The sequence below is a fragment of the Glaciecola sp. G7-5 genome (genome assembly GCF_055808975.1).
Genome location: NZ_CM147892.1, coordinates 4,007,157 through 4,033,030 on the forward strand (window position 1 = coordinate 4,007,157; position 25,874 = coordinate 4,033,030).

Consider the following 25,874-nt stretch of genomic DNA (forward strand, 5'->3'; position numbering starts at 1 on the left):
ATTAACCATAAGTTTTGTGGGTCTACTTAGCACATAAAACTGTTTGCGGACATTATGAAAACACCTATATCCGACATGCTACCTTTACTACCCGGTGAAACGGCCTTGCCCAAAGCGCCCGCTGTGGTGTTAGACGACGGCACAAACTGTATTCCTCAACATTATTTGAGCTATCAACATACCAAGCAATCTGTCGAAGCGATAATTGCTGAAATAGACTTTGACCCCAAATACATTTTGTTTGTTGACGAAGATAACGCGAGTATTTTTATTCAGGTAGGTATTATAGGCAAAGACAATTACCAATCATTTGACGAGCAACAGTCTGAAAAAATTGTCTATGGAAGACGCTGGCGAGTTGAGCCACAATTGCCGTCATCTGAAATTATACAAACCGCGTTCCTAGCGCTTGTGAAAGCTAGAGAACATGAAATTAGAGAGTTATTCAAATACAAAACAATAAACACTGGTGACACCAGCGTTGTTACTAAATCCAATACAACAAGTCCTTTTAGTTGTCACCACGACTTGCCTTTAATTGCGATGTCTCAAGCAACAAATACCAATGGTCCGCAAACAATATTAAACAAAGAAAGTCTGCAGTTGTGTTGCACTCACATTCGCTATGACCATGCTCGTTTTATTTTGCAAGATGTCAGTGAATTGGCAAATGGGCAATTACTGTTGGCCCTATGTATTGCGCCAGACAAGCGCACACAACTACCGGAATTGCTTAGTTTGGGCGCAAACAACACAAGCCCCAAAATTGCCAGCCATATACTCATAGACAGCGCAACAGAAGACAATCTTATGTATGGTTTAATGGATTTTGTGTTACAGCTGAGTAATCGCTTCGCTGAGGAGCACTTCAGGTTTAAAGGTTTTGCACGTTTTTCGCGCAAGCAAAGCATTCAAAAGATTTCAGTTTTATCTGCAAGAACAAGAGTTACAAATCCACATAAGCATGATGCAGATTTTGTGAACGCTTTTGCCAATGCAAATTATGAAACTGACACCACAAGAGTGCCAAAAATACGTGCTGGAAAGTTGGGCAATAAAATAAAGGCACAATTAAATAAATTTGACATCAAATACGGCATTTTGCCTAAAAATGAGGACTAAGACCCAAAAATACGCTTTTTGTTGGTTAGTTTGTAGTCAACCGTTCATTTTTGCTATTTTTTTGGCAAAAAACGGTTGACGCTTAGAGTTCTACTAAGCATAATACGCGCCACTCAGAAACAGAGTAATTAATGGCTAAGTAGCTCAGCTGGTTAGAGCACATCACTCATAATGATGGGGTCGCAGGTTCGAGTCCCGCCTTAGCCACCATTTTTTCTGTTAGAGTACCGTGCGGGAGTGGTGGAATTGGTAGACACGCTGGATTTAGGTTCCAGTGCTTCACGGCGTGAGAGTTCAAGTCTCTCCTTCCGCACCATTGCTGGGGTATAGCCAAGTTGGTAAGGCAACGGGTTTTGATCCCGTCATTCGTTGGTTCGAGTCCAGCTACCCCAGCCACATTTTTCCAAATTAATAAGTCTTTGTGACTTATTTTTTTTGGGGTATAGCCAAGTTGGTAAGGCAACGGGTTTTGATCCCGTCATTCGTTGGTTCGAGTCCAGCTACCCCAGCCATATTATGAACGCCGGTTTTTAGCCGGCGTTTTTCATTTCTACACATCAACTTGCAAACTATCGGTCCTGCAAAATCAGCGAAATCAGAAACATCTCAAAGGCAAAAACTGCTTTTTTGCTCTGTTTTACCATTTAGCATGGTGAATCATCTAAAAATCTTGCACAATACAGTGAACTAACCAGAACAATAACTAAAATTAGTTGCCTTATCCTATGAATGAAATAACTGCGTGGTTTACTCAAAATATCCTTCTTCCAATGCAAAGCGCAATAAGCAAAGTTGTTGGTGTTGCTAATTACTGGTTGTGGGGGGATCAATCTACCTATGGCGTGCTAATATTTCTGCTAGTAATAGCCGGTGTTTGGTTTAGTTGGCGTTTGAAGTTTATTCAGATCTTCGATTTTAAACATATGTTTTCAATCATGCGCAAAAGCACCAAATCTGATGCTTCAGGTATTAGTTCGTTTCAAGCGCTGTGTACAAGTTTGTCAGCTCGTGTGGGAACAGGAAACTTAGCGGGCGTCGCGGTTGCTATTTCATTAGGCGGTTCTGGCGCCGTATTTTGGATGTGGGTTATCGCGCTTTTAGGCATGGCAACAGGCTACGCAGAAAGCGTACTAGGCCAAGTATATAAAATAAGAGATTCTAACGGTCAATATCGCGGCGGGCCTGCTTATTACATCCAACAAGGTATACAAAACAAAGCATTTGCTTGGCTTTTTGCCCTCTGTTTATTCCTTGGTTATGGTTTTGTTTTTAGCGCCGTACAAGCCAATACTATTACTGACGCATTAAACAACAGCTACAACCTACCTACCCTTTATTCTGGTATCGGTATTATTGTGTTAGCCGCGCTAATTGTGGTGGGCGGACTCAGAGCCATCGCCCGCTTTGCTGAATACGTTGTGCCCTTCATGGGTATCGCCTACGTTGCGGTAGCCTTGGTAATCACAATTATCAATATACAATTACTCCCCACGGTGCTTTACGACATCGTAAGTAGCGCTTTTGGTTTTCAAGAGGCTGGTGCAGGCGCGTTAGCCGCCGCCATTAAAAATGGTATTCAACGAGGACTTTACTCAAACGAAGCGGGATCAGGTAGCGTACCTCATGCTGCCGCAGCGGCAACGCCTGAACCGAACCATCCGGCCTCACAAGGCTATGTGCAAATGTTGGGCGTATTCATCGATACGATGATTTTATGTACCTGCACGGCTTTTATTATTTTACTGGGTACACAAACTGGCATTGGTGAAATGGAAGGTATACGACTTACTCAAACAGCGATGGAAACGCATTTAGGCGGCGCTGGTAGTGACTTTGTATCAGCCGCAATTTGTTTCTTTGCATTTACCTCTGTAGTGGCGAACTATGCCTATGGTGAAAGTAACTTGCATATGTTTAAGCTCGACAATAAATTTGGCCGACGCTTTTACACTACTGGGTACTTAGTGATGATTTTATGGGGTTCGGTAGCATCATTACCCGTAGTTTGGGCTATGGCAGACATGGCCTTGGGCTTGATGACTTTGGTTAATGTTATTGCCATTTTTATCTTAACACCAACCATCGTTGCGGTAACGAACGATTACAAAGCCAAACGAAAGGCGAACAAAAAGATATTGTTCGACCGCAGTGATTGCCTAATTCAAGGTGAGTTAGAGGAAAAAGACATTTGGCAAAGTAAAAACTAAGCGCGCGGGTTTACCAAAAGCTTGTCATTAAACCCGCTAAGATGGCAATGCATAGCAATGGGAATATCCACTTTGATAATTTGGCCGTGCTTTCATCACTCATGCGCTTACCTGATTTCTCTAGTAAAGGAATAAGAATCACTAAAGTTAAAAACAACACACCTAGTATTACAAAAACTGACATTTCTTCCCCTTCTTTCATTAACTTATGTAAAATGATATACGATTTATACGACTTCTACACTATTGAGTTCAACTTCCAACCCTACAAATCCACCTGTATTTGATACACTAGCATGAATCCCAACCCTGTCGTTATTGCGGGGGCAAGAATCTGCTTTTAGACGATGCGACCTTTGTGATGGTAGAGGGGGTAGGAGATATATGCCTGCGCAAATATGACGGGGAGGAGGACGAATATGACGGGAAGGAGGACGAATATGATGGGGAGAAGGCCAAATAAAGTCTTAGTCGCTTAATCCCATCGCATATTTTAGGGCCTTGTGCTTTAGAGGGCCGGCTTTATCTGCCAAAGTTAGTCCAAACTGGCGCGCCAGCTTTATCGGCAACAATGAACTTGAAAACGTCTGATAGATGGCGTCCATACTCGACATCATCAATAAATTTGCTATTTTGCGTTTCGCTTCGTATTGCTTAATAAGCAACTTAGGGTCATTTATCCCATGTTCTGAAATTAATTCTAAAATGGCCGCGGCATCTTTAAAACCTAAATTAACCCCCTGTCCCGCTAAAGGGTTAATGGTATGAGCGGCGTCACCTGCAATTAGCGCCTTGCCTTGTCCATATCGATGCGCATGCATTCTTGTCAACCCAAAGCCTGCGACTTGCAAAATTTCAAACTCGCCAATTAAGTCAGGAAATTCTTTGTATATCGATGCTTTGAGTTCATCAAATGGGGCATTCTGAATCCAATCACTTTGCTGCGCACCGTGATACCAAATCAAACAAGCATAATTGTCGTGCATCGGCAGCAAAGCTCTGGGGCCTGTAGTAAAAAATGCCTGCCATGTTTCATCACTTACTTTGTTGACTGTTTTAATCAATACCGCATTGGCTTTTTGTGCGTACTGCCAACCACTGCTTGGTATACCTGCCGCAGTCCTAACTTGCGATTGTGCGCCGTCAGCCCCAAAAATAAGCTGGCTATGAATTTCATCGCCATTACTTAATGAAACGCGGCCCGCTTCAACATCAATATCGATAATTGATTGCTGATGTATGCATGCAACATTATCAGCCACTTGCGCATTAATTTCGTCGTATAAAGAAAGCTGCAAGAGCCTATTTTCAACAAAATAACCTAGTAAAGGTCGCTCAATCTCTTGCGCGGTAAATCGTGTGAGGCCTTTTTTATCTATTGTATTACCGCTAACTTTAAGATTTTCACCATCCCACACACTTAGTGTGTCGTAAGCGCGACTACGCATTTTTTGAACGAATTTCCAAGCACCTAAGTTCGACAACAACTCAACAGTGTGCATATTTAAAGCCGACAAACGAATATCAGGGGCTTGCTCAGGAGAAAATGGAACAAGTTCATCCTTCTCAATTAGCGCAACACTATAACCCTGTTTAGCTAAGCCTAAAGCTAAGGTAGCGCCAATCATACCGCCGCCCACCACGCAGCAATCAACATTTTTATTAGGCATATTTTTATTTCACTGTTTTCAAGTAGAGCAATTTCTTTGGGTCTAGTATGCCACAGCCTTTATGCCATTTGTATGTTCTAAATCAACGCTTTTGTAACCTTCGATATTAAGGAAAGCCCAAGTATTTCAATGACCGTAAATTGCGCCTTTTTTGTTTAAACGGCTACGAAATAGTTTTAGATGTAAAACCCGTAATGACTGGCGTTGTGCCGTAAATGCAGGTAAAATACCCGGCCATTTAAAGTGGTGGCTTTGAGAATAAAAAGAACAAAATATCAGCAAGGGCGTACGTAAACAATATAACAGTATTATCGTTAGCCTCATATTAAACGACAACACAAAGCGACCTGTTAACCTATTTGATGAAGTGAAATGAGCAAAAAATTATTTATTAAAACCTGGGGTTGCCAAATGAACGAGTATGACTCGGAGAAAATGGCTGACCTATTAGATTCAACACATGGTTTCACGATGGCTGAAGAAGCCGAGGAAGCAGATGTGATATTGCTCAACACCTGTTCTATTCGTGAAAAAGCCCAAGAGAAGGTATTCCACCAGTTGGGCCGTTGGAAACATCTTAAAAATGACAAACCCGAATTAATCATCGGCGTGGGTGGCTGCGTAGCCTCTCAAGAAGGGGCTGAAATTCGTAAACGCGCACCTTTTGTTGATATCGTCTTTGGCCCTCAAACGCTGCATCGTTTGCCTGAAATGATTGGGCAAATACAAGGCGGACAGCGCTCTGTTGTTGATGTTAGCTTTCCTGAAATAGAAAAATTTGACCGTCTGCCAGAGCCTCGCGCAGAAGGCCCTACGGCCTTTGTATCAATTATGGAAGGCTGTTCTAAGTATTGCAGCTTTTGCGTTGTGCCCTATACCCGAGGTGAAGAAGTTAGTCGGCCTGTAGACGACGTGCTTTTAGAAGTAGCTCAATTAGCAGCGCAAGGTGTTCGTGAGGTTAATTTACTTGGCCAAAACGTAAACGCTTATCGTGGCGACCATTTTGATGGAAGCGTTTGCCGTTTTGCGGAGTTGTTAGAACTTGTAGCAAGTATTGATGGTATCGACCGCATACGATATACCACCTCTCATCCGGTCGAGTTTACTGACGATATTGTAGATGCTTATGCCAATATTCCTGAGTTAGTGGATCACCTTCATTTGCCTGTGCAATCAGGAAGCGATCGCATTTTAAATTTAATGAAACGTGGCCACACTGCAATTGAATACAAGTCAACCATTCGTAAACTCAAAAAAATACGCCCTAACCTAGCCATGTCTTCTGACTTTATTATTGGCTTCCCAGGGGAAACAAATGACGACTTTGAAGCAACCATGGATTTAATTAACTATGTTGGTTACGACATGAGTTTTAGCTTTATCTATAGCGCAAGGCCCGGGACACCCGCAGCCGATGCCATTGATGACGTGCCTGAAAGTGAGAAAAAACAACGCCTACAAATATTACAACAGCGTATTAATCAAAACGCACAACAGATTGCACGCAACATGCTTGATACAACGCAACGTATCTTGGTAGAAGGCCCTTCTAAGAAAGACCCAAATGAGCTCACCGGACGTACTGAAAATAATCGCGTAGTGAATTTTGTGGGCAGCCCAGATATGATTGGCGAGTTTGTTGATGTAAAAATAACGTCAGTATTTAGTAATTCTTTGCGCGGAGAAGTCAGCTTGCGAGAGGCTGATATGGGGCTGCGTATTGCAGTATCACCACAAAGTATTATCGCTAAACAACCCACACCGGATAAGAACGGTGTTATTCAAATAATGCCCGCGTAAGTTCAAGCCAAGACAGCGGTCATCATTAAGGAAACTCATTGAGCAAAATAGTTAGTAATAAATTAGTACTTGAACCACAAGACAGCAAACGCTTGTCAAGTTTGTGTGGCCCATTTGACGATAACCTGAAACAAATAGAAAGACGTTTGGGTGTTGAAATAAATTATCGTAACAATGAATTCAGTGTCCATGGCGATCCACAGCAGGCTAATGGCGCCAGTGAATTATTAAAACTACTTTATATTGAAACTCAGCCTGTTCGTGGTAGCGTGCCTAATTTAGAGCCCAATCAGGTTCATTTAGCTATTCAAGAAGCAAAATGTTTAGAACGAGCTGAAGCCGGAGACTACGGTAAAGAAGTTCACATAAAAACGAAACGGGGTGTTGTTAAACCAAGAAACCCCAACCAATCTAAATATGTCAGTAATGTGCTGAGTCACGATATCACCTTTGGCGTAGGCCCTGCCGGTACCGGTAAGACTTACTTGGCGGTAGCGTGTGCTGTAGATGCCTTGGAAAGGCAAGAAATAAGACGTATTCTACTAACGCGCCCTGCAGTTGAAGCAGGTGAAAAACTTGGCTTCTTACCAGGTGACTTGTCACAAAAAGTCGATCCTTATCTACGCCCTCTTTACGATGCATTATTTGAAATGTTAGGTTTTGAAAAAGTAGAGAAGTTGATCGAACGCAATGTGATAGAAGTCGCTCCACTGGCCTACATGCGTGGTAGGACGCTGAACGATGCATTTATTATTCTTGATGAATCTCAAAATACCAGTGTAGAACAAATGAAAATGTTCTTAACGCGTATTGGTTTTAATTCTAAAGCCGTCATTACCGGTGACATTACGCAAGTAGATTTACCTAGAGGAACGCGTTCTGGCTTGCGCCATGCCATCGACGTATTAGGAGATGTTAATGATATCAGCTTTAATTTCTTCGTGGCTTCAGATGTGGTGCGCCATCCCGTCGTAGCTAGGATCGTACAAGCATACGAAGACTATGAATCAGCGCAAGATGCACTAAAAGCTAAAAAGCGCCAAGAACAAGAAAATATGCAAAAGCAAAATAACAGTGCGTCCAGCGACGATGCTTAAGTACTATTTACATTGTTCAGAGCACAAATATGCCTAAAGAATTATCGCTTGATATACAAATTGCTGATGATCTAGCACAAGATTTGCGCACAAGTCTGCCGACAAAAGAAAATTTCTCCTTTTGGCTAGCAAAAGCTTTAGATGTAGCAAACAAACAAAGCGATGTTCAGAAAAACGAACTGCCAGCTGAAATAGGTCTTCGAATAGTATCTTTAGCAGAGTCTCGCATGCTCAACGCACAGTATCGAGGTAAAGACAAAGCAACTAATGTACTTTCATTTGAAAGCGACCTACCTGAATTTGTACCTAGTGGCTTTTTAGGAGACTTGGTCGTTTGCGCCGATATTGTTCAACAAGAGGCAACACAACAACAAAAATCGTTAACAGACCATTGGGCGCATTTATGCATCCATGGTACCTTGCATTTGTTAGGCTTTGACCATATTGACGATATAGACGCTGACGAAATGGAAGCTTTAGAAATTAAAATATTAGCCCAATTAGGTATTGACGACCCTTATCAAATTAGTTGAGTATAGTATTTGAGTAATCACCGTGTTGAAGATGACTTGTTTCCTACTTAAACATTTCTGTATGCGCAATAAGATCTGAACATAAACACTACTTTTAAACATGAATATAAAGATGCGAATAAAATAATGAGCGAAGATAGCCCCCACTCTAGCAACGGTTCTGCTAACAAAAGCTGGTTAAACAAGTTAATGACCAACTTTAAAGGAGAACCGCAAAACAAAGAAGAGTTATCAGATCTCATCTCTGATGCGGAAACCCGTGAAGTCATCGATCCGCAAACCAAAGAGATGATTGAAGGCGTAATGGGCGTAAGTGAAATTAAAGTCCGCGAAATAATGATACCCCGAGCACAAATGATCACGATTGACATTGAGCAATCGGTTGATCAATTTCTCCCCTTGGTGCTTGACTCTGCGCATTCGCGCTTTCCTGTTATCAGCGAAGATAAAGACCATATCGAAGGGATTCTGCTAGCAAAAGATTTACTGACTTACGCCTTTAATGACGAAAAAAGCTTTGTTTTAAAAGACGTCATTCGCGAAGCGGTAATCGTCCCTGAAAGTAAACGCGTTGATGTGCTTTTAAAAGAGTTTAGACAGCAGCGATATCACATGGCGATTGTTGTGGATGAATATGGTGGCGTGTCGGGCTTAGTCACCATTGAAGATATATTGGAACTCATCGTAGGTGAGATTGAAGATGAGTATGATGACGAAGTAGATGAAAATGACTACATTCGACCACTGAACAAATCGACCTATTCAGTCAAAGCATTAACCCCTGTCGATGATTTTAATAAATTTTTCGAATCATCGTACAATTCTGATGATTCAGATACTATTGGCGGTGTGGTGCTTCGCGCATTTGGTCATATGCCAGAAACCGGTGAAAAAGTTGAAATTGACAATATACAGTTTGAAGTTACCACCTCTGACAAACGCCGTTTGCTTCAATTAAAGGTGTATTTGCCCGATTTGGAGTCCTAATCTGAGCACTTTTGTTGTCAATCTTTTACTGACTTTATTAGGAGCGAGTTTAGTATTCGCTTTTGCTCCTTTTGATCAATGGTACTTAGTGTTTCTTGTGCTACCAATCGCCTTTTATTTGCTTGCCTATAAAACTAGCACACCTTTTAAAAGCGCTTGGTTCTTTGGACTCGGATATTTTGGCGCGGGTATCTCTTGGGTGCATGTTAGCATCGCAGAATTTGGCGGTGTCCCCTTAATTGTCTCGCTTGCTTTAATGCTGCTCTTATGTGGTTACTTAGCGCTTTTCCCTGCCCTCGTTTTCTCTTTTCTGTCTCGTTATTTTAACGTTTCGTCCTGGCCTTTAAGTCTACCTTTCGTTTGGCTTGTTTTGGAATGGTTCCGTGCCCGAATTTTAACCGGATTTCCGTGGTTATCTATTGCTTATTCGCAGTCAAATAGCTTTTTAAGTGCATGGTATCCGATTATTGGTGAAATTGGCTTGAGTGCGCTTATTGTATTAGTTTGTGTAAGTTTGATTGTGGGCTTCGTTCAAAAAAAATACCTCTATGCGGTCCTTCCTATCACGGTTTTACTAATCAGTTCTGCTCTTTTCAATCGTATTGATTGGACACATCCTACAGGAGAGCAAAAAAGTGTTGCATTGGTACAAGGCAATATCGCGCAATCGATGCGTTTTGATCCTGAAAAAGACCAAATGGCAATAGACAAATATGTCGCGATGACAGAATCTTTATGGGGCAAAGACATCATTGTTTGGCCTGAGGCGGCGATTCCCAAGCTTGAATCACTTGTACAAGTATTTTTAAAGACCTTGGACGTAAAAGCAACGCAGCACAACACAGGGCTTATTACTGGCGTCATCAATTACAACTTAGAAACTAATATTGCCTATAATTCATTGCTCGCTTTAGGTATTGATGAAAAAACGAATACTGAAACTTACCAAATTAATCATAATAAACGCTATTCAAAACATCATTTGCTACCCATTGGCGAATTTGTTCCATTTGAATCGGTGCTAAGAAACCTAGCGCCTATTTTTAACTTGCCGATGTCCTCTTTTAGTCGCGGTGATTATGTACAAGCTAACTTAGTTGCTGGCAATACCCATTTAGCGCCCGCTATCTGCTTTGAAATAGCATTTCCTAAACAAATTGCAGCAAACCTCAGTTCAAAATCACAGGCAATAATTACCGTAAGTAATGACGCTTGGTTTGGCGATTCCCATGGTCCACATCAACATTTGCAGATAGCTCAAGTGCGAGCAAAAGAATTTGGCATACCCGTATTACGCGCCACTAATAACGGTGTGACCGCAATTATCAATCATAAAGGCCAGATCCAGAGCCAACTTCCTCAATTTAAAGCCTTGGTGTTAGAAGACAGCATCAGCTTGGTTTCTGGTGAAACGCCCTACAGACGCTTTGGTGACTGGCCTATATGGATACTATTGCTAATTAGTTTTGCCTTAGCAACTCGGGTAAGAGCTAAATTCAGCCCTGTCCCGACCACTGAAAAATAAAAATGGGATACACTATTGCGCATTAGAAGCGCCATGTTTTTGTCGATAAAAAAGAGAATACAGTGAAGATTTTCAATAACATTAACCGCAATAGTATAAAAGGCGATATCTTAGGTGGTTTAACAGCCGCGATCGTTTCATTACCATTAGCATTAGCGTTTGGCGTCGCCTCAGGTGCAGGACCAGAAGCTGGTTTATATGGCGCAATTATTATCGGTTTCTTTGCTGCACTTTTCGGTGGCACACCTACCCTAATATCTGAACCCACCGGGCCAATGACGGTTATCATGGCTGCGGTTGTGACGGCTATGTTAGCGCGCTACCCTGAAACAGGTCTTGCAATGGCATTTACTGTAGTCATGATAGCGGGTCTCACGCAGATACTTTTTGGCATGCTTAAGTTGGGTAAATATATTACCTTAATGCCCTACAGCGTCATCAGTGGTTTCATGTCTGGGATAGGATGTATCCTTATTATTATGCAGTTTGCACCCGCTATAGGTGCTAGTTCCCCTAGTGGCGGTGTTACAGGTGCCATTTTTGATGTAGGTGAAACACTGTCTCAGTTTAGCCTAACCGAGGCTTCAATGGCCTTAGCAACATTGCTGCTGATATTTTTTACTCCACGAAAGATAAAACAATGGATACCGCCTCAGCTTATCGCTTTGGTGCTTATTTCTGTTATTTCGGTTTACTTTATTACAGATCCAAATATCAAGCGCATAGGCGAAATTGATGTAAGTCTTCCCTCTCTTGTATTCCCTACCTTTAGCCGCGAACTTATCCAAACCATGATACTAGATGGTATTGTGCTAGGTATGCTGGGCTGTATTGACTCAATGCTTACCTCTGTCATTGCTGATAACTTGACTCGCAGTGAACACAAATCAGATAAAGAACTCATTGGTCAAGGTATGGGTAACTTATTTTCTGGTTTATTTGGTGGTTTGCCAGGTGCAGGGGCAACAATGGGCACGGTAGTAAATATCCAAACAGGCGCCAAATCTGCGCTATCAGGTTTAACGAGAGTGGCAATATTGGTGGTTGCCGTCTTTGGCGCTTCTTCCCTCATTTCCCTCATTCCCATTGCTGTTTTGTCGGGCATTGCGATAAAAGTGGGGATAGATATCTTAGACTGGAGCTTCATAAAACGTGCACATAAAGTATCTAAACAAACGAGTATAATTATGTATGCGGTTTTGCTGCTTACTGTCTTTGTGGATTTGGTTGTGGCTGTAGGTATCGGCGTATTTATTGCGAATATCATAACGATTGAAAAGCTCAGCACCTCTCAAGCAAAAAATATAAAAGCGATTAGTGATGTTGACGGGCGCTTGCCACTTAACGAAGAACAACAAGCTTTATTGAATAAAGCACAAGGCCAACTACTTTATTTCTATTTAAGCGGTACGATGATATTTGGTGTATCAAAAGCACTTTCGCGCGAACTTGGGAGCTTAGGCGATCATCATGCTCTAGTTGTTGATTTAAGTGATGTCTCATTTCTAGACGATACAATTGCCTTGACGATTGAAAATTTGGTGAAAGATGCGCAAAGCTTAGACAAGCAAATCGTGATGCTAGTAAAGAACCCACTAAGTAAAGAAAAACTCATGAGAATTGGTTTTGAGACTATGCTTAATGATGCTGATTTTGTTCATGATAGAACGCAAGCCCTAGAGCTTGCGCACAAGAAATTAATTGATGGCGGCTATTTATAGTCTACTTGAATAATTTCATATTCAACGACACCTGCAGGCGTTTTTATGGTCGCGACATCGTCAAGTTCTTTGCCAATTAGGCCACGAGCGATAGGCGAATTGACCGATATTCTGCCACTTTTCAAATCGGCTTCATCATCACCCACAATCTGGTATTGGATTTCTTCATCAGTATCTACATTGACTAAATGCACGGTAGTACCAAAAATGACTTTTCCGTTGTTTGGGATTTTGGTCACATCTATGATTTGCGCAGCTGAAAGTTTGCCTTCAATATCTTGAATACGACCTTCACAGAAGCTTTGCTGCTCGCGCGCCGCATGGTATTCAGCATTTTCTTTTAAGTCGCCGTGTTCTCTGGCTTCAGCGATAGATTTTATGATCTTTGGTCTTACTTTGGACTTTAGTTCGTTTAATTCATCACGCAATTTTTGCGCACCTAAAAGTGTCATTGGATAGGTAGTAGCCATTCTTATTCTCTTATCATGGTAAAAGTTGAAACGTCGACTTTATAATTATAACTGAGATCAATACTCAGCAACAAAGTATGAGGATAAACACAGGTATCAAGGCGAATAAACTCAACGCTAAAATAGAAAACGAACGCTTAAAGCGTTCGTTTTAATTATATAATAATCCATTAGTATAAAACAATCAGACTATTGTGTGTAGGCTTTTAGGCTTCAATTTGCTTATGTAACTCTTGAATCGAATTAACATTCTTATAAGCATCAGCTTGTTTCGACTGCATTGTTGCAAAGGCCGCATTTAAGGTAGTTGTGTACGCAACCTTATTTAATAGTGCTTCGCTACGTATATACACCGAGTCGGTTATCGCTTGACGCCCTTCGGTTGTGTTAACAATATACGTATAAGCACCATTTTTAATCGCATCAACAATGTTTGGACGACCCTCAAGCAACTTATTAACAACACTACAAGGATATCCGCCTTCGTTGATAAACTTAGCAGTACCGCTTGTTGCTTCGAGCGTAAAGCCATTTTCAATAATCACTTTAGCTAGTGCTAACACTCTATGTTTATCGTTATTTCTTACGGATACAAGCACCTTACCTGCATGTGGTAGCGGAGAACTCGCTCCTAAACCGGCTTTTGCATAGGCTTCTTCGAAGTTAACGCCAATTCCCATAACCTCGCCTGTAGAACGCATCTCTGGGCCTAAAAGCGGGTCTACACCTTGGAACTTAGCAAATGGCAACACAACTTCTTTGACCGAATAAAACGGCGGGATGGTTTCTTTAACAATCCCCTGACTCGCTAAAGACGTACCGGCCATTACTCTAGCTGCAATTTTAGCTAACGGAATGCCTGTGGCTTTTGAAACAAACGGAACCGTTCGCGCTGCACGAGGGTTTACTTCAATGATGTAAACCTCGTTATCTTTAATCGCAAACTGGGTATTCATCAAACCAACGACCCCAAGCTCCAAGGCCATATCTTTGACTTGCTTACGCATTATGTCTTGAATATCTTTTGACAAGGTATAGGGCGGTAAACTACAAGCCGAATCGCCAGAATGCACACCGGCTTGTTCAATATGTTCCATGATACCGCCGATGACGACGAGTTCGCCGTCACAAATCGCATCTACGTCGACTTCAATTGCGTCATCAAGAAATCTATCAAGCAACACTGGCGAATCATTAGACACTTTCACCGCTTCGTTTAGATAGCGCTTTAAGTCTTTTAGGTCATAAACTATTTCCATGGCACGGCCACCTAACACATAGGAAGGTCTAACCACCAGAGGAAAACCAATCACTTTGGCATTTTCAAGTGCTTCTTCCATATTGCTAACAGTGGCGTTCGCAGGTTGTTTTAAACCTAATTTATTCACCATTTGCTGGAAACGCTCTCTGTCTTCAGCACGGTCAATTGCATCAGGCGAAGTACCAATAATATTGACGCCATTTTCTTTTAGCGCACGAGCAAGCTTCAACGGTGTTTGACCGCCATACTGCACGATGACACCTTCAGGTTTTTCTATGCGACAAATTTCAAGTACATCTTCAAGGGTAACCGGTTCAAAATACAGACGGTCCGAGGTATCGTAATCCGTTGAGACTGTTTCTGGATTACAGTTTACCATGATGGTTTCGTAGCCATCTTCGCGTAAAGCTAAGGCTGCATGAACACAGCAGTAGTCAAATTCAATGCCTTGTCCAATACGGTTTGGTCCGCCACCTATTACCATAATTTTAGGTTTGTCAGACGGTAGTGCTTCACACTCTTCATCGTAACTAGAATACATATAGGCAGTAGACGTAGAAAACTCAGCAGCACAAGTATCAACACGCTTGTAAACAGGTAATATGTCCATCTTAACGCGGTTGTCGCGCACGTCACCTTCACTAACGGCGGTTAATTCAGCAATACGCGCATCTGCAAAACCTTTGCGCTTTAATGCTCTCATGTAGTCTTTATCAATACCGGTCAAACCTAGGCTTTCAATTTTTGCTTCTTGTTTAACAATATCTTCTAGCTGCACTAAGTACCACGGGTCAATATTGGTAAGTTTAAATACTTCCTCCACCGACATGCCCAATCTGAAGGCGTCGCCAATATACCAAATACGTTCAGCACCAGGCTCACGCAATTCAAATACAATTTGATTTTTCGCTTCAGGGTCGTTTAAATCAACGATAGGATTCAATCCTGTTGCACCAACTTCTAGGCCGCGCAACGCTTTTTGCAAAGACTCCTGTTGATTCCGACCTATCGCCATCACTTCGCCCACCGACTTCATCTGCGTCGTTAAACGGTCGTTAGCGCCGGCAAATTTTTCGAAATTGAAACGGGGGATTTTGGTGACGACATAATCAATTGACGGCTCAAATGATGCCGGGGTTTTTCCACCAGTGATATCGTTCGCAAGCTCGTCAAGAGTGTATCCAACCGCCAGTTTTGCGGCTATTTTAGCGATTGGGAATCCAGTCGCTTTTGACGCTAAAGCAGACGATCTTGATACCCTCGGGTTCATCTCGATAATGACCATTCGACCCGTTTTAGGGTCGATACCAAACTGTACGTTTGAACCACCTGTTTCAACACCAATCTCGCGAAGTACTGCAATTGCAGCGTTTCGCATAATTTGAAATTCTTTGTCGGTTAAGGTTTGAGCGGGAGCAACGGTGATTGAGTCACCTGTATGAACCCCCATAGGATCGAAATTCTCAATCGTACAAATAATAATGCAGTTGTCAGCAGAATCACGAACAACTTCCATTTCGTATTCTTTCCAGCCGATTAAGGACTCATCGATGAGTAATTCTGAGGTTGGAGACAAATCCAAACCGCGAGTACAAATTTCATTGAATTCGTCAATGTTATAGGCAATACCGCCGCCGCTACCACCCATGGTAAAAGAAGGGCGAATAATGCACGGAAAACCGATTCTGGTGACTACATCATGAGCTTGAGCGAGACTGTGTGCAATCTCGGCGCGAGGACATTCAAGGTTAATTGATTTCATTGCCTTGTCGAAGCGTTCACGGTCTTCGGCTTTGTCGATAGCATCTGCATTAGCGCCGATGAGTTCAACATTAAATTCTTCAAGAACACCATGCTTGTTCAGATCTAGAGCACAGTTTAGTGCAGTCTGGCCACCCATGGTGGGCAAAATAACGTCAGGGCGTTCTTTGGCAATAATGTTACGTACAACTTCCCAATGAATAGGTTCGATATACGTTGCATCGGCCATTTCTGGGTCAGTCATGATGGTCGCTGGATTGGAGTTAACCAATATGACGCGATAACCTTCTTCACGCAAGGCCTTGCACGCTTGTGCTCCAGAGTAATCGAACTCACAGGCTTGCCCTATAACAATAGGGCCAGCGCCAAGTATCAAAATACTTTTGATGTCGGTACGTTTTGGCATAGTAAAGCTTCCTATTGTTTCGCTTGTTTGATTAGGTCTATAAAGTGGTCAAATAACAATGCGGCATCACACGGACCTGGACTCGCTTCAGGATGTCCTTGGAAACCGAAGGCCGGTGCATTTTTAAGCGCAATACCTTGCAAAGATTGATCAAACAGTGAAACGTGACTTATATCGATGTTTTCGGGTAAAGATTCTTGATTGACGGCAAATCCATGGTTTTGGCTAGTGATCATCACGCGTTTATGCTCGATATCTTTTACTGGGTGGTTGGCACCGTGGTGGCCAAATTTCATTTTCTCTGTGCTGGCACCTGCTGCTAATGCTAGTAATTGGTGGCCTAAACAAATGCCAAACATAGGGATTTGTTTTTCAATGAAGGTTTTGATGGCGCTTATTGCATAATCGCATGGTTCAGGATCGCCCGGTCCATTGGATAAAAAGATGCCATCAGGTTTTAGCGCTAAAGCCTCTTCACTTGTTGTCTGTGCGGGAACTACCGTTAATCTGCAACCGCGGTCAACCAGCATTCTTAAAATATTATGTTTTGCACCGAAATCATAGGCGACGACATGAAAAGGTAAGTCGCTTGCGTTAGTATCATAACCGCTGTTTAGATGCCAGATACCGTCGGTGAAAGTATATGCATCTTTACAGCTTACCGTTTTCGCCAAATCCATGCCTTTTATACCAGCAAAGCCTTTCGCTTTGTCTAATGCTTTGGCGATTACATCATCAATTTCAGCTTCATTAGTAAGCGTTGTAATGCATCCATTTTGAGCACCTTTGTCGCGCAAAACGCGTGTTAGGCGCCGTGTATCAATATCCGCAATACCAATAATATTATTTTCAACTAAATATTCAGATAAGGTTTTTTCACTTCTAAAATTGCTTGCATACATAGGCAAATCTCGTATAACAAGCCCTTTTGCCCAAATATTATTAGACTCCACGTCTTCAGTATTAACGCCGGTATTACCAATATGAGGATAAGTTAAGGTGATGATTTGTTCAGCGTACGAAGGGTCGGTAAGAATTTCTTGATAGCCGGTCATCGAGGTGTTGAAAACAACCTCACCAACACTACTACCAGTTGCGCCAATTGCAGTTCCTTTAAACACAGAACCGTCGGCGAGTACTAACAGGGCAGAAACAGCCAAGTCAACCTCCTAAAAAGTAGAGATAGCTAGGGTTTGTTACAAAAACGCAACAAACTTGCAGTTAAGTGATGTTTTACCTAAAAAACACACTACATGTCTCTGCCAAAATAGAAACATTAAAAGTGAGCAATTACCAAGATACATCCAGTAAATTAGCACTTACCGTCTCTTTTATAGCCATTTTCAAAGGACGAAAATCACTTTATTTTGGCAAATTCCACGTAGTATATAGAACAAACTTATTCAGGTCTATAAGTTTTAAAAAACTAACTAAAAAGACCTAAAACAAGGCTAATATCAATTATTCACCAACAAAGCCCCAAAAACAGCTGTTTTCTTAGCTTTATGGAGCCCATAAATAAGATCTATTTATCTAAATTTAATACTTCTTGCATTGAATACAAACCAGGCTCTTGGTCTTTCACCCATAGAGCTGCTGTTAGCGCGCCATTCGCAAAGGTTAAGCGATTACTCGCTTTGTGTGTAATTTCAATGCGTTCACCTAAAGTAGCAAAAAGCGCGGTGTGTTCGCCCACAATATCGCCTGCGCGTACTGTTGCAAAGCCAATTGTTTGAGAATCTCTTTCCCCAGTATCGCCTTGACGTCCATATACCGCACAAGAGGCTAAGTCTCTACCAAGAGTATCAGCAATGCGTTCACCAATAGCCATCGCAGTGCCAGAAGGCGCGTCTTTTTTGAAGCGATGATGTGCTTCGCTTATTTCAATATCTGCATTATTGCCCATCACTTTTGCCGCTGTACTTACCAGACTAAGCATCACGTTTACGCCAACACTATAGTTGGCTGCAAACACGATGGGGATCTTTTTAGCGGCTTCATCTATCGACGCCAACTGCGCTGAATCTAGGCCAGTTGTTCCTATGATAAGCGCTTTATTATGCTTAACGGCGTAATCAAGGTTACTTTGTAATGCTTCAGGTAGCGTGAAGTCGATTAATACATCGGCAGTATTGGCAAGTCTGTCTTCAAGAACGGAAATATTTATATATTGCTTGTTGATTCCTGCTAACTCACCGGCATCAATTCCTGCAAATGATGAGCCTTTGCGAACGCTTGCAAAACCAAGTGCAACTTCAGCATGTTGATAGGCAGCATCAATCAATACTCGCCCCATTCTACCATTTGCTCCAAACACCCCTACTTTAATCACGCGGATTCCTTCTGATTTAAACTGTAAACACGACAATCTAAGTGTATCTTGTAATGATTGCTTATTAATATATTGTGCCATCAAATTCTGTTACTAGCAAAAGCAAGCATACCTTTATTTACTATGCCTATTTAATTTTCGCTACAACAAGGTTTATACTAAAAAAAATCAAGTATTTATATGCAAAAGGAAAGCTATGACAACGCAAAAAGTATGGGATCTACCCGTCAGGATCTGTCATTGGGGATTAGTGGCTATCATTATTTTTCAATATCTAAGCGCTGAAGTATTAGATGAAAATGTATTAGCAAATACCATGCAATGGCATTTTTACGCCGGTTATACATGTATTGCAATCATCATTTTTCGGCTAAGCTGGGGAGTGTTTGGCACGTACTACGCGAAGTTTAGTCAGTTTATGGTTTCACCTTTAGCAAGCCTTGCCTACCTGCGCGAAACGCAATCAACTAGTCATTATATAGGCCATAATCCTGCGGGCGCTTATTCTGTTGTTGTGCTATTGACCTTAATCCTTACGCAAGCCTTTAGTGGCTTATTCATTAGCGACGAGATTTTCAACGATGGGCCATATTATGGTGTGTTAGGGGACAGTGCGCAGGATATCGCGAATTACTTGCATCACAATGTTTACCTAGTTTTATTTGCGTTCATTGCTTTGCATATTGGCGCAATTTTGTATTACAAACTTAGGCACAAACAAGCTTTAACAAGTGCTATGATCACAGGGAAAAAAGAAGTTCTTGAAAAAACTGACCCTCAAGAAAGCTTCCCCTGGATAGGGCTGCTTATCAGCCTTTTGATCACCGCAATTGCTATGTACTTATTGCTTGACGTATTTGCAGTTGAAGCGAGCGACGATTACTACGGATATTAGGCACTGCTGGCAATGCCTAATATCGTTAAAAAAGCGTAGTGTTGAGTATTTAGTCTTGCTTATATTTGTCGTGACACGCTTTGCAAGTGGCGCCTAAGGCGCCAATACCTTTGCGATATTCGCCTTCTTCTTCGTTTGCGACGAGGGCTTCTAGTTTAACAGCGGCGTCGACCAAATCATTTATCTTGCTCGTAAAATCAGCATGTTCTTTCCATATGTCAGCTTTCGCTTCAGTATCTAATGAATAAGCGCTGGTATCTAAGTTGAAATAATCGTGCATCATCTCGCCCAAAAACGCGATTCGGTTTGCGTTTATAGCAATAACATCGGCGTCCATTGGTATATTTCCTTTCGCCATCGCGCCTAGCGGCCCCATATTACTGCGCACTAATTGCAATAAGGATTTCCTGAACGTAATTGCACTACTTGCTTGTTTCTCACTTGTCGCAGTCTTGACTTCATGGTCGTTGGCAACAGCCTTTGGCGGCGCTGACAAAGATACCAATGCACAACTTGCAGCAAATAATACCAGTGATGTTTTTTTCATAATATATCCTTTATGTTTACTGAAATTAATTCAAGCTTATTATACTTAACGAAAATAAAACGCCCTTAGACCACTTGTCTCAATGCAAAGTGCCTAATCGATTTATGAACACCTTCTACTGTACTTAAATTAGCAGCGTTGATGAAGCTTTTTCTTATCCTCATTAGTTGTGATTATATCTTAAAAAAACCCAACAATAAATGCTGGGCTTTTAGTGATGTGCTAATTTTATTAAGCTTAATTAGAATTGGTTAAATCGTCAAAAAACTTCTTCACGCCATCGAAAAATCCTTTTTCTTTAGGTCTATGTTTGGCTGCTTGGCCATTAATAGAAACTTCAAATTCTTGCAATAGCTCTTTTTGCTTTGATGACAGGTTGACCGGCGTTTCAATAACGACTTTGCATATTAAATCACCAACACTGCCACTTCTGACTGATTTGACGCCTTTTCCTCGTAACCTAAACATTTTCCCAGTTTGTGTTTCTGGCGTAATTTTAAGCTTCACTTTACCATCTAAGGTGGGCACTTGAATTTCACCACCTAGCGCCGCCGTTGTAAAACCTAAGGGCACTTCGCAGTATAAATTGTTATTGTCACGGGTAAATATATCGTGATCACGCACATTTACTTGAACGTAAAGATCACCTGGAGGAGCACCATTTTCGCCTGCTTCGCCTTCGCCAGATAATCGAATTCGATCACCTGTGTCGACACCCGCAGGGACTTTAACTGAAAGCGTTTTGGTTTTCTCAACTCGGCCTTGTCCACGGCAAGGAGAGCACGGATCGGATATTATTTTACCTTTGCCCGAACAGGTTGGGCAGGTCTGTTGAACCGCAAAGAATCCTTGGCGCATCTGCACTTGGCCATTCCCTTTACAGGTTGGGCATGTAGTGGGCGACGAGCCTTTCTTAGCACCTGATCCGTCACAGGTATCACATTCAACCAAAGTGGGAACACGAATTTCAACATCTTTACCGCGTACAGCTTCTTCAAGAGAAAGTTCTAGGTTATAACGTAAATCAGAGCCTTGGCGCGCGCGCGAACGTCCGCCTCCACCACGGCCACCGCCGAAGATATCACCAAATACATCCCCGAAGATATCACCAAAGTCGGCAGCACCTGCACCGCCGCCGCGGTTTGGATCAACACCGGCATGACCATATTGATCGTAGGCTGCACGTTTTTGAGTATCGGTCAGTATTTCATATGCTTCTTGAATCTCTTTAAACTTTTCTTCAAGCGCTTTATCACCTTGCGTACGATCTGGGTGATATTTCATTGCCAACTTCTTGTAGGCCTTTTTGATATCACGTGCGTCGGTACCTTTACTTACCCCTAGCACCTCATAATAGTCTCTCTTAGACATAAACCACCCATTAAAACTTATTTGTGTATTGCTGTAAGCACGCTATCTGGCGCACTTATAAACAGTATTTCATTTATTTTCGCTACCCAAAAAGGCAGAGTACTTTCGTAATAAAGGCGCAACACTCTTGCGAGGTCGCGCCTGATGATGGCAGCAAGTTATATTCAACAACTTGCGCCATGGTGTATTACGACAATATTACTTTTTATCGTCTTTTACTTCTTCAAACTCAGCGTCAACAACATCGTCGCCAGCGTTATTTGCGCCCTGCTCTGGTGCTTCTCCACCTTGAGCTTGTGCGCCTTCAGCCTGAGCTTTAGCTTGCGCGATTTCCATTAATGGCGCAGACGCTTCCATTAATGCTGTAGTTTTCGCTTCAATGGCTTCTTTGTCTTCGCCTTTGCGAGCTGTTTCTAGCTCATCAAGAGCGGCTTCAATTTTAGCCTTATCGTCAGCACCGATAGCATCACCGGCTTCTTCAAGCTGCGTACGCGTACCGTGTATCATGCCATCAGCTTGGTTACGTGCTTGCACTAGCTGCTCAAACTTCGCGTCAGCATCTTTGTTCGCTTCGGCGTCTTGTACCATTTGGTTGATTTCATCTTCACTTAAACCAGAAGACGCTTTAATCGTTATCTTCTGCTCTTTTCCGGTGTCTTTATCTTTCGCAGACACATGCAAGATGCCATCAGCGTCAATGTCAAAAGTAACTTCAATTTGAGGTGCGCCGCGCTGTGCAGGGCGTATCCCTTCTAAATTAAACTGACCTAGTGACTTGTTGCCTTGCGCTTGCTTACGCTCACCTTGAAGTACATGAACCGTTACCGCAGACTGATTATCTTCAGCCGTTGAGAAGGTTTGTGACTTTTTGGTAGGGACCGTGGTATTTTTCTCGATAAGGGCTGTCATCACACCGCCCATTGTTTCGATACCCAATGATAATGGCGTTACGTCCAATAACAATACGTCAGTTACGTCACCGGCCAATACACCACCTTGAATTGCTGCACCTACCGCAACTGCTTCATCAGGGTTAACGTCTTTACGCGGTTCTTTACCAAAGAACTCAGTCACATATTTTTGTACCAGTGGCATACGCGTTTGACCGCCCACTAATATAATGTCATTAATTTCACCGACACTAAGGTCAGCATCAGCAAGCGCCTGTTTTAGCGGTGCTAAAGATTTCTTAACTAAATCTTCAACTAATGACTCTAATTTTGCACGTGTTACTTTGATTGCTAAATGTTTAGGGCCTGACGCGTCAGCAGTAATATAAGGAAGGTTAACTTCCGTTTGCTGTGCAGAAGACAATTCAATCTTCGCTTTCTCACCGGCTTCTTTCAAACGCTGCATAGCCAATGGATCTTTTCGTAAATCAAAGCCTTGGTCTTTCTTAAACTCTTCTACGAGGTAAGTAATCATACGATTATCGAAATCTTCACCACCTAGGTGCGTATCACCATTGGTAGAAAGCACTTCAAAAGTATGTTCACCATCAACTACGTCGATTTCAATAATCGAAATATCAAAGGTACCACCACCAAGGTCATAAACCGCTATAGTATTGTTGCCTTTGTTTTTATCCATACCGTAAGCAAGTGCTGCCGCGGTAGGCTCATTGATTATGCGCTTAACTTCAAGACCCGCAATACGGCCTGCGTCTTTTGTCGCTTGACGTTGTGAATCGTTGAAGTAAGCAGGAACAGTTATAACTGCACCAGTCACTTCTTCACCTAAATAATCTTCTGCAGTCTTTTTCATTTTTTTCAAGACTTCAGCAGAAATTTGAGGTGGTGCCATTTTTTGGCCATTCGCTTCAACCCATGCATCGCCATTGTCCGCTTTCATTATTTTAAACGGCATAATATCAATGTCGCGCTGCACTTCTTTGTCTTCAAATCTACGACCAATTAAACGCTTAATCGCAAATAAGGTGTTTGCTGGGTTGGTTACCGCTTGACGTTTTGCAGGCTGACCTACTAAGGTCTCCCCATCTTTCGTATATGCAATGACTGATGGCGTTGTACGCTCACCTTCAGCATTTTCGATAACTTTTGCATTTTTACCATCTAGTACTGCTAAACAAGAGTTAGTTGTACCTAGATCTATACCAATAATTTTACCCATATCATGTCTCCAAATTCTTTTGTTGCTACACTTTTGATGATTATAAAGTGGGGCTAGTAACCCTATTTTCAATAGGTGATTAAATAAATTTTTTACTTTTTTCTGTTTTGTTTCACTAAATTAGGATGAAACAAGTGTTTCGCCGATGACTCTGTTCTGTCACCGTACTAAGTAAGGTTAGATTGCTAGCAATCTAGGTCTTTACGCTTGCGTGTCAACAGAGTTTGTGCCGCCGCGAGAAACCATTACCATTGCCGGTCTAAGCAGGCGTCCATTTAAGGAGTAACCTTTTTGCATTACCGCCATAATTGTGTTGGCTGGCAATTCATCATTTTCTTGCATTGACATCGCTTGATGTTTTTCTGGATTGAAAGTTTCACCTTGGGGATCAATCAGTTCTAGACCAAATTTCTCAAAGGTTGTCATAAACGCTTTTTGCGTTAACTCTATTCCTTCCAATAAAGGTTTTATGGCTTCATTTTCTGCATCAGCGGCTTGTGTGGCTCTTTCTAGGTTGTCGACGACCGATAACAGCTCACCGGCAAACTTCTCTAGCGCGTATTTTCTTGCTTTGTCGACTTCCTGTTCAGCTCTGCGTCGTGCATTCTCACCGTCAGCTTTTGCCCGCAACACACTATCTTTTTGCTCTTCAATTTTAGCTTCAGCAGCAGTCAGTTTCGCTTCTAACTCATCTGCATATATTTTCCAATCAAAACCTTGGGCCTCTAGTGCCTCATCAGATTCTACTGATTGAGCATCGCCTTCTACAGGACTCGCGTTTTCATTTTGAACAGCATTAATAGGTTCGTCTGCCGGCTGTTGAGTTTCTTTATCAGAAGCATTTTCTTGCGTCATTGGGCGCTCCGCTTTTTAACGTTGAATATGGTGAACACTGTCACCTTGATTAAGTCATAGTTGCTATAGTGGGGGCAGAATTGATGGCTTCAAGCCAAAATTTGTAAATTTATTCTATTTTTTTACTAGGCTAAGAGACTGTGTTCACCTGATATTTTTAGCTCACTTTTGTTTAATTAAGTAAATTATACTTGCAACACCAATAGCGTTACGTATACCTTACCTAAAAGAGGTGTTTAGGTTCACAAAATATATGCGTTATAAAACCGTTGGATTAATTGGCAAACCCGGCCATTCAGGCACTCATGCTAGTTTGACAGTGCTGGTTGAAGAGTTGATACAACGCGGCTGCACTATTTTGATAGAACAGCGCATTATAGATTCTATAGACAATAAATCTTTGCTGGTTTGCTCCATGCAAGACATAGGTAAGCGCGCCGACTTAGCGATCGTTGTCGGTGGTGACGGGTATATGCTAGGTGCCGCTCGTGTGTTAGCTGGTTATCCTATAGATGTCGTGGGTGTAAATCGAGGAAATTTAGGTTTCTTAACCGATATAAACCCAGAAGACATTAGTCGCCAATTAGATAAAATATTCGCAGACCAAGGCCATCGCGAAGAACGCTTTTTACTCGAAGCTCAAGTGCATAGTAACAACAAACTCAAAAGTACCCATGTCGCTATCAATGAAATCGTTTTACACCATAGTAAAGTGGCGCATATGATGGAGTTTGAACTATACGTAGGAAATGACTTTGTTTTTAGTCAGCGTTCTGATGGTCTTATTGTAGCAACGCCTACCGGTTCTACAGCCTATTCATTGTCAGGTGGCGGACCTATTTTAGTCCCGCATTTAGACGCTATTACACTCGTTCCAATGTTTCCGCATAGTTTGACTAGCCGCCCCATTGTAATTGATGCCAATTCCCCCTTAATGCTTAAAATTTCAAATAAAAATTCAGACAATGTACAAATTAGTTGTGATAGTCATGTGGTGATTAGTTTAGCGCCGGGTGACGAAGTCCACATAAAGAAAAGTCCCAACTTACTAAGCTTGGTGCATCCGCCTGAATATTCGTATTTTAATGTGCTTAGAACCAAATTAAATTGGGGTAGCAAACTCTTTTAATGCAAAACTGATCTTTACACCCGCATAACTACTGTATATATTATCAGTATAGTTA

At 42.0% G+C, this 25,874-nt stretch carries 20 protein-coding genes and 4 tRNA genes; 14 read left to right on the plus strand and 10 right to left on the minus strand.

Annotated elements, in window-relative coordinates; all coding sequences use genetic code 11:
* Positions 1–54 precede the first annotated feature (54 nt).
* From AC0L6H_RS17620 to AC0L6H_RS17645, 6 genes are all read left to right on the plus strand, one after another.
* The gene (locus tag AC0L6H_RS17620) at positions 55–1,122 is read left to right on the plus strand and encodes a hypothetical protein (protein WP_473390522.1); all 1,068 of its coding nucleotides are present in this window, start codon (positions 55–57) and stop codon (positions 1,120–1,122) included.
* Between the two features lie 133 nt (positions 1,123–1,255).
* A tRNA-Met gene (locus AC0L6H_RS17625) sits at positions 1,256–1,332 on the plus strand.
* A gap of 21 nt (positions 1,333–1,353) precedes the next feature.
* Positions 1,354–1,438, plus strand: a tRNA-Leu gene (locus AC0L6H_RS17630).
* A gap of 4 nt (positions 1,439–1,442) precedes the next feature.
* Positions 1,443–1,518, plus strand: a tRNA-Gln gene (locus AC0L6H_RS17635).
* Between the two features lie 40 nt (positions 1,519–1,558).
* Positions 1,559–1,634, plus strand: a tRNA-Gln gene (locus AC0L6H_RS17640).
* A gap of 213 nt (positions 1,635–1,847) precedes the next feature.
* Entirely contained in the window at positions 1,848–3,329 is a 1,482-nt protein-coding gene (locus AC0L6H_RS17645; RefSeq protein WP_473390524.1) for an alanine/glycine:cation symporter family protein, read from the plus strand.
* A 10-nt stretch (positions 3,330–3,339) separates the two neighbouring features.
* Here AC0L6H_RS17645 and AC0L6H_RS17650 read toward each other — a convergent pair whose 3' ends face one another.
* Entirely contained in the window at positions 3,340–3,513 is a 174-nt protein-coding gene (locus AC0L6H_RS17650) for a hypothetical protein (protein WP_473390525.1), read from the minus strand.
* Between the two features lie 283 nt (positions 3,514–3,796).
* The gene (locus AC0L6H_RS17655; RefSeq protein ID WP_473390527.1) at positions 3,797–4,999 is read right to left on the minus strand and encodes an FAD-dependent oxidoreductase; all 1,203 of its coding nucleotides are present in this window, start codon (positions 4,997–4,999) and stop codon (positions 3,797–3,799) included.
* A 372-nt stretch (positions 5,000–5,371) separates the two neighbouring features.
* On the opposite strand from AC0L6H_RS17655, the gene miaB reads away from it, so the two are divergent.
* The 6 genes from miaB to AC0L6H_RS17685 all read left to right on the plus strand — a co-directional run bounded on the left by miaB (position 5,372) and on the right by AC0L6H_RS17685 (position 12,662).
* Positions 5,372–6,799, plus strand: a complete 1,428-nt coding sequence (gene miaB, locus AC0L6H_RS17660; RefSeq protein ID WP_473390528.1) for a tRNA (N6-isopentenyl adenosine(37)-C2)-methylthiotransferase MiaB — start codon at positions 5,372–5,374, stop codon at positions 6,797–6,799.
* A 38-nt stretch (positions 6,800–6,837) separates the two neighbouring features.
* Entirely contained in the window at positions 6,838–7,896 is a 1,059-nt protein-coding gene (locus AC0L6H_RS17665; protein WP_473390529.1) for a PhoH family protein, read from the plus strand.
* 29 nt (positions 7,897–7,925) lie between these two features.
* Positions 7,926–8,429: an rRNA maturation RNase YbeY gene (gene ybeY, locus AC0L6H_RS17670; protein WP_473390530.1), complete on the plus strand. Its 504-nt coding sequence runs from the start codon at positions 7,926–7,928 to the stop codon at positions 8,427–8,429.
* A gap of 126 nt (positions 8,430–8,555) precedes the next feature.
* Positions 8,556–9,416 carry a CNNM family magnesium/cobalt transport protein CorC gene (gene corC / locus AC0L6H_RS17675; RefSeq protein WP_473390531.1) on the plus strand — a complete coding sequence of 287 codons (861 nt, stop codon included), beginning with the start codon at positions 8,556–8,558 and terminating at the stop codon, positions 9,414–9,416.
* Between the two features lies 1 nt (position 9,417).
* Positions 9,418–10,941: an apolipoprotein N-acyltransferase gene (gene lnt / locus AC0L6H_RS17680; protein ID WP_473394574.1), complete on the plus strand. Its 1,524-nt coding sequence runs from the start codon at positions 9,418–9,420 to the stop codon at positions 10,939–10,941.
* Between the two features lie 62 nt (positions 10,942–11,003).
* Positions 11,004–12,662: a SulP family inorganic anion transporter gene (locus AC0L6H_RS17685; protein ID WP_473390533.1), complete on the plus strand. Its 1,659-nt coding sequence runs from the start codon at positions 11,004–11,006 to the stop codon at positions 12,660–12,662.
* Here AC0L6H_RS17685 and greA read toward each other — a convergent pair.
* From greA to dapB, 4 genes are all read right to left on the minus strand, one after another.
* On the minus strand, positions 12,653–13,132 hold the full coding sequence (gene greA / locus AC0L6H_RS17690) for a transcription elongation factor GreA (protein ID WP_473390534.1): 480 nt from the start codon (positions 13,130–13,132) through the stop codon (positions 12,653–12,655). The genes AC0L6H_RS17685 and greA overlap by 10 nt on opposite strands.
* Before the next feature lie 206 nt (positions 13,133–13,338).
* A complete protein-coding gene (gene carB, locus AC0L6H_RS17695; RefSeq protein WP_473390535.1) occupies positions 13,339–16,560 on the minus strand; it encodes a carbamoyl-phosphate synthase large subunit in 3,222 nt (1,073 codons plus the stop codon).
* An 11-nt stretch (positions 16,561–16,571) separates the two neighbouring features.
* The gene (carA, locus tag AC0L6H_RS17700) at positions 16,572–17,720 is read right to left on the minus strand and encodes a glutamine-hydrolyzing carbamoyl-phosphate synthase small subunit (RefSeq protein ID WP_473390537.1); all 1,149 of its coding nucleotides are present in this window, start codon (positions 17,718–17,720) and stop codon (positions 16,572–16,574) included.
* Between the two features lie 365 nt (positions 17,721–18,085).
* Positions 18,086–18,892, minus strand: coding sequence for a 4-hydroxy-tetrahydrodipicolinate reductase (gene dapB / locus AC0L6H_RS17705; protein ID WP_473390538.1), 807 nt, complete (start codon positions 18,890–18,892; stop codon positions 18,086–18,088).
* A 196-nt stretch (positions 18,893–19,088) separates the two neighbouring features.
* Between dapB and AC0L6H_RS17710 the strand changes: the two genes are divergently transcribed.
* On the plus strand, positions 19,089–19,787 hold the full coding sequence (locus AC0L6H_RS17710) for a cytochrome b/b6 domain-containing protein (protein WP_473390540.1): 699 nt from the start codon (positions 19,089–19,091) through the stop codon (positions 19,785–19,787).
* A 49-nt stretch (positions 19,788–19,836) separates the two neighbouring features.
* On the opposite strand, the gene AC0L6H_RS17715 is transcribed toward AC0L6H_RS17710, so the two are convergent.
* The 4 genes from AC0L6H_RS17715 to grpE all read right to left on the minus strand — a co-directional run bounded on the left by AC0L6H_RS17715 (position 19,837) and on the right by grpE (position 24,690).
* Positions 19,837–20,334, minus strand: a complete 498-nt coding sequence (locus AC0L6H_RS17715) for a c-type cytochrome (protein WP_473390541.1) — start codon at positions 20,332–20,334, stop codon at positions 19,837–19,839.
* A gap of 237 nt (positions 20,335–20,571) precedes the next feature.
* On the minus strand, positions 20,572–21,705 hold the full coding sequence (gene dnaJ, locus AC0L6H_RS17720; protein WP_473390542.1) for a molecular chaperone DnaJ: 1,134 nt from the start codon (positions 21,703–21,705) through the stop codon (positions 20,572–20,574).
* A gap of 198 nt (positions 21,706–21,903) precedes the next feature.
* Complete coding sequence (dnaK, locus tag AC0L6H_RS17725) at positions 21,904–23,835, minus strand: molecular chaperone DnaK (RefSeq protein ID WP_473390544.1); 1,932 nt, start codon at positions 23,833–23,835, stop codon at positions 21,904–21,906.
* A gap of 201 nt (positions 23,836–24,036) precedes the next feature.
* Positions 24,037–24,690 carry a nucleotide exchange factor GrpE gene (grpE, locus tag AC0L6H_RS17730; RefSeq protein WP_473390545.1) on the minus strand — a complete coding sequence of 218 codons (654 nt, stop codon included), beginning with the start codon at positions 24,688–24,690 and terminating at the stop codon, positions 24,037–24,039.
* Between the two features lie 253 nt (positions 24,691–24,943).
* Here grpE and nadK point away from each other — a divergent pair, with 253 nt between their 5' ends.
* On the plus strand, positions 24,944–25,819 hold the full coding sequence (nadK, locus tag AC0L6H_RS17735) for an NAD(+) kinase (protein WP_473390547.1): 876 nt from the start codon (positions 24,944–24,946) through the stop codon (positions 25,817–25,819).
* Positions 25,820–25,874 lie beyond the last annotated feature (55 nt).

Coding starts and splice junctions, on each gene's coding strand:
- grpE (WP_473390545.1), bottom strand. CDS start 24,690: ATGACGCAAGAAAATGCTTCTGATAAAGAAACTCAACAGCCGGCAGAC.
- nadK (WP_473390547.1), top strand. CDS start 24,944: ATGCGTTATAAAACCGTTGGATTAATTGGCAAACCCGGCCATTCAGGC.
- AC0L6H_RS17655 (WP_473390527.1), bottom strand. CDS start 4,999: ATGCCTAATAAAAATGTTGATTGCTGCGTGGTGGGCGGCGGTATGATT.
- AC0L6H_RS17645 (WP_473390524.1), top strand. CDS start 1,848: ATGAATGAAATAACTGCGTGGTTTACTCAAAATATCCTTCTTCCAATG.
- dnaK (WP_473390544.1), bottom strand. CDS start 23,835: ATGGGTAAAATTATTGGTATAGATCTAGGTACAACTAACTCTTGTTTA.
- miaB (WP_473390528.1), top strand. CDS start 5,372: ATGAGCAAAAAATTATTTATTAAAACCTGGGGTTGCCAAATGAACGAG.
- greA (WP_473390534.1), bottom strand. CDS start 13,132: ATGGCTACTACCTATCCAATGACACTTTTAGGTGCGCAAAAATTGCGT.
- corC (WP_473390531.1), top strand. CDS start 8,556: ATGAGCGAAGATAGCCCCCACTCTAGCAACGGTTCTGCTAACAAAAGC.
- AC0L6H_RS17620 (WP_473390522.1), top strand. CDS start 55: ATGAAAACACCTATATCCGACATGCTACCTTTACTACCCGGTGAAACG.
- ybeY (WP_473390530.1), top strand. CDS start 7,926: ATGCCTAAAGAATTATCGCTTGATATACAAATTGCTGATGATCTAGCA.
- AC0L6H_RS17715 (WP_473390541.1), bottom strand. CDS start 20,334: ATGAAAAAAACATCACTGGTATTATTTGCTGCAAGTTGTGCATTGGTA.
- dnaJ (WP_473390542.1), bottom strand. CDS start 21,705: ATGTCTAAGAGAGACTATTATGAGGTGCTAGGGGTAAGTAAAGGTACC.
- carB (WP_473390535.1), bottom strand. CDS start 16,560: ATGCCAAAACGTACCGACATCAAAAGTATTTTGATACTTGGCGCTGGC.
- AC0L6H_RS17710 (WP_473390540.1), top strand. CDS start 19,089: ATGACAACGCAAAAAGTATGGGATCTACCCGTCAGGATCTGTCATTGG.
- AC0L6H_RS17650 (WP_473390525.1), bottom strand. CDS start 3,513: ATGTCAGTTTTTGTAATACTAGGTGTGTTGTTTTTAACTTTAGTGATT.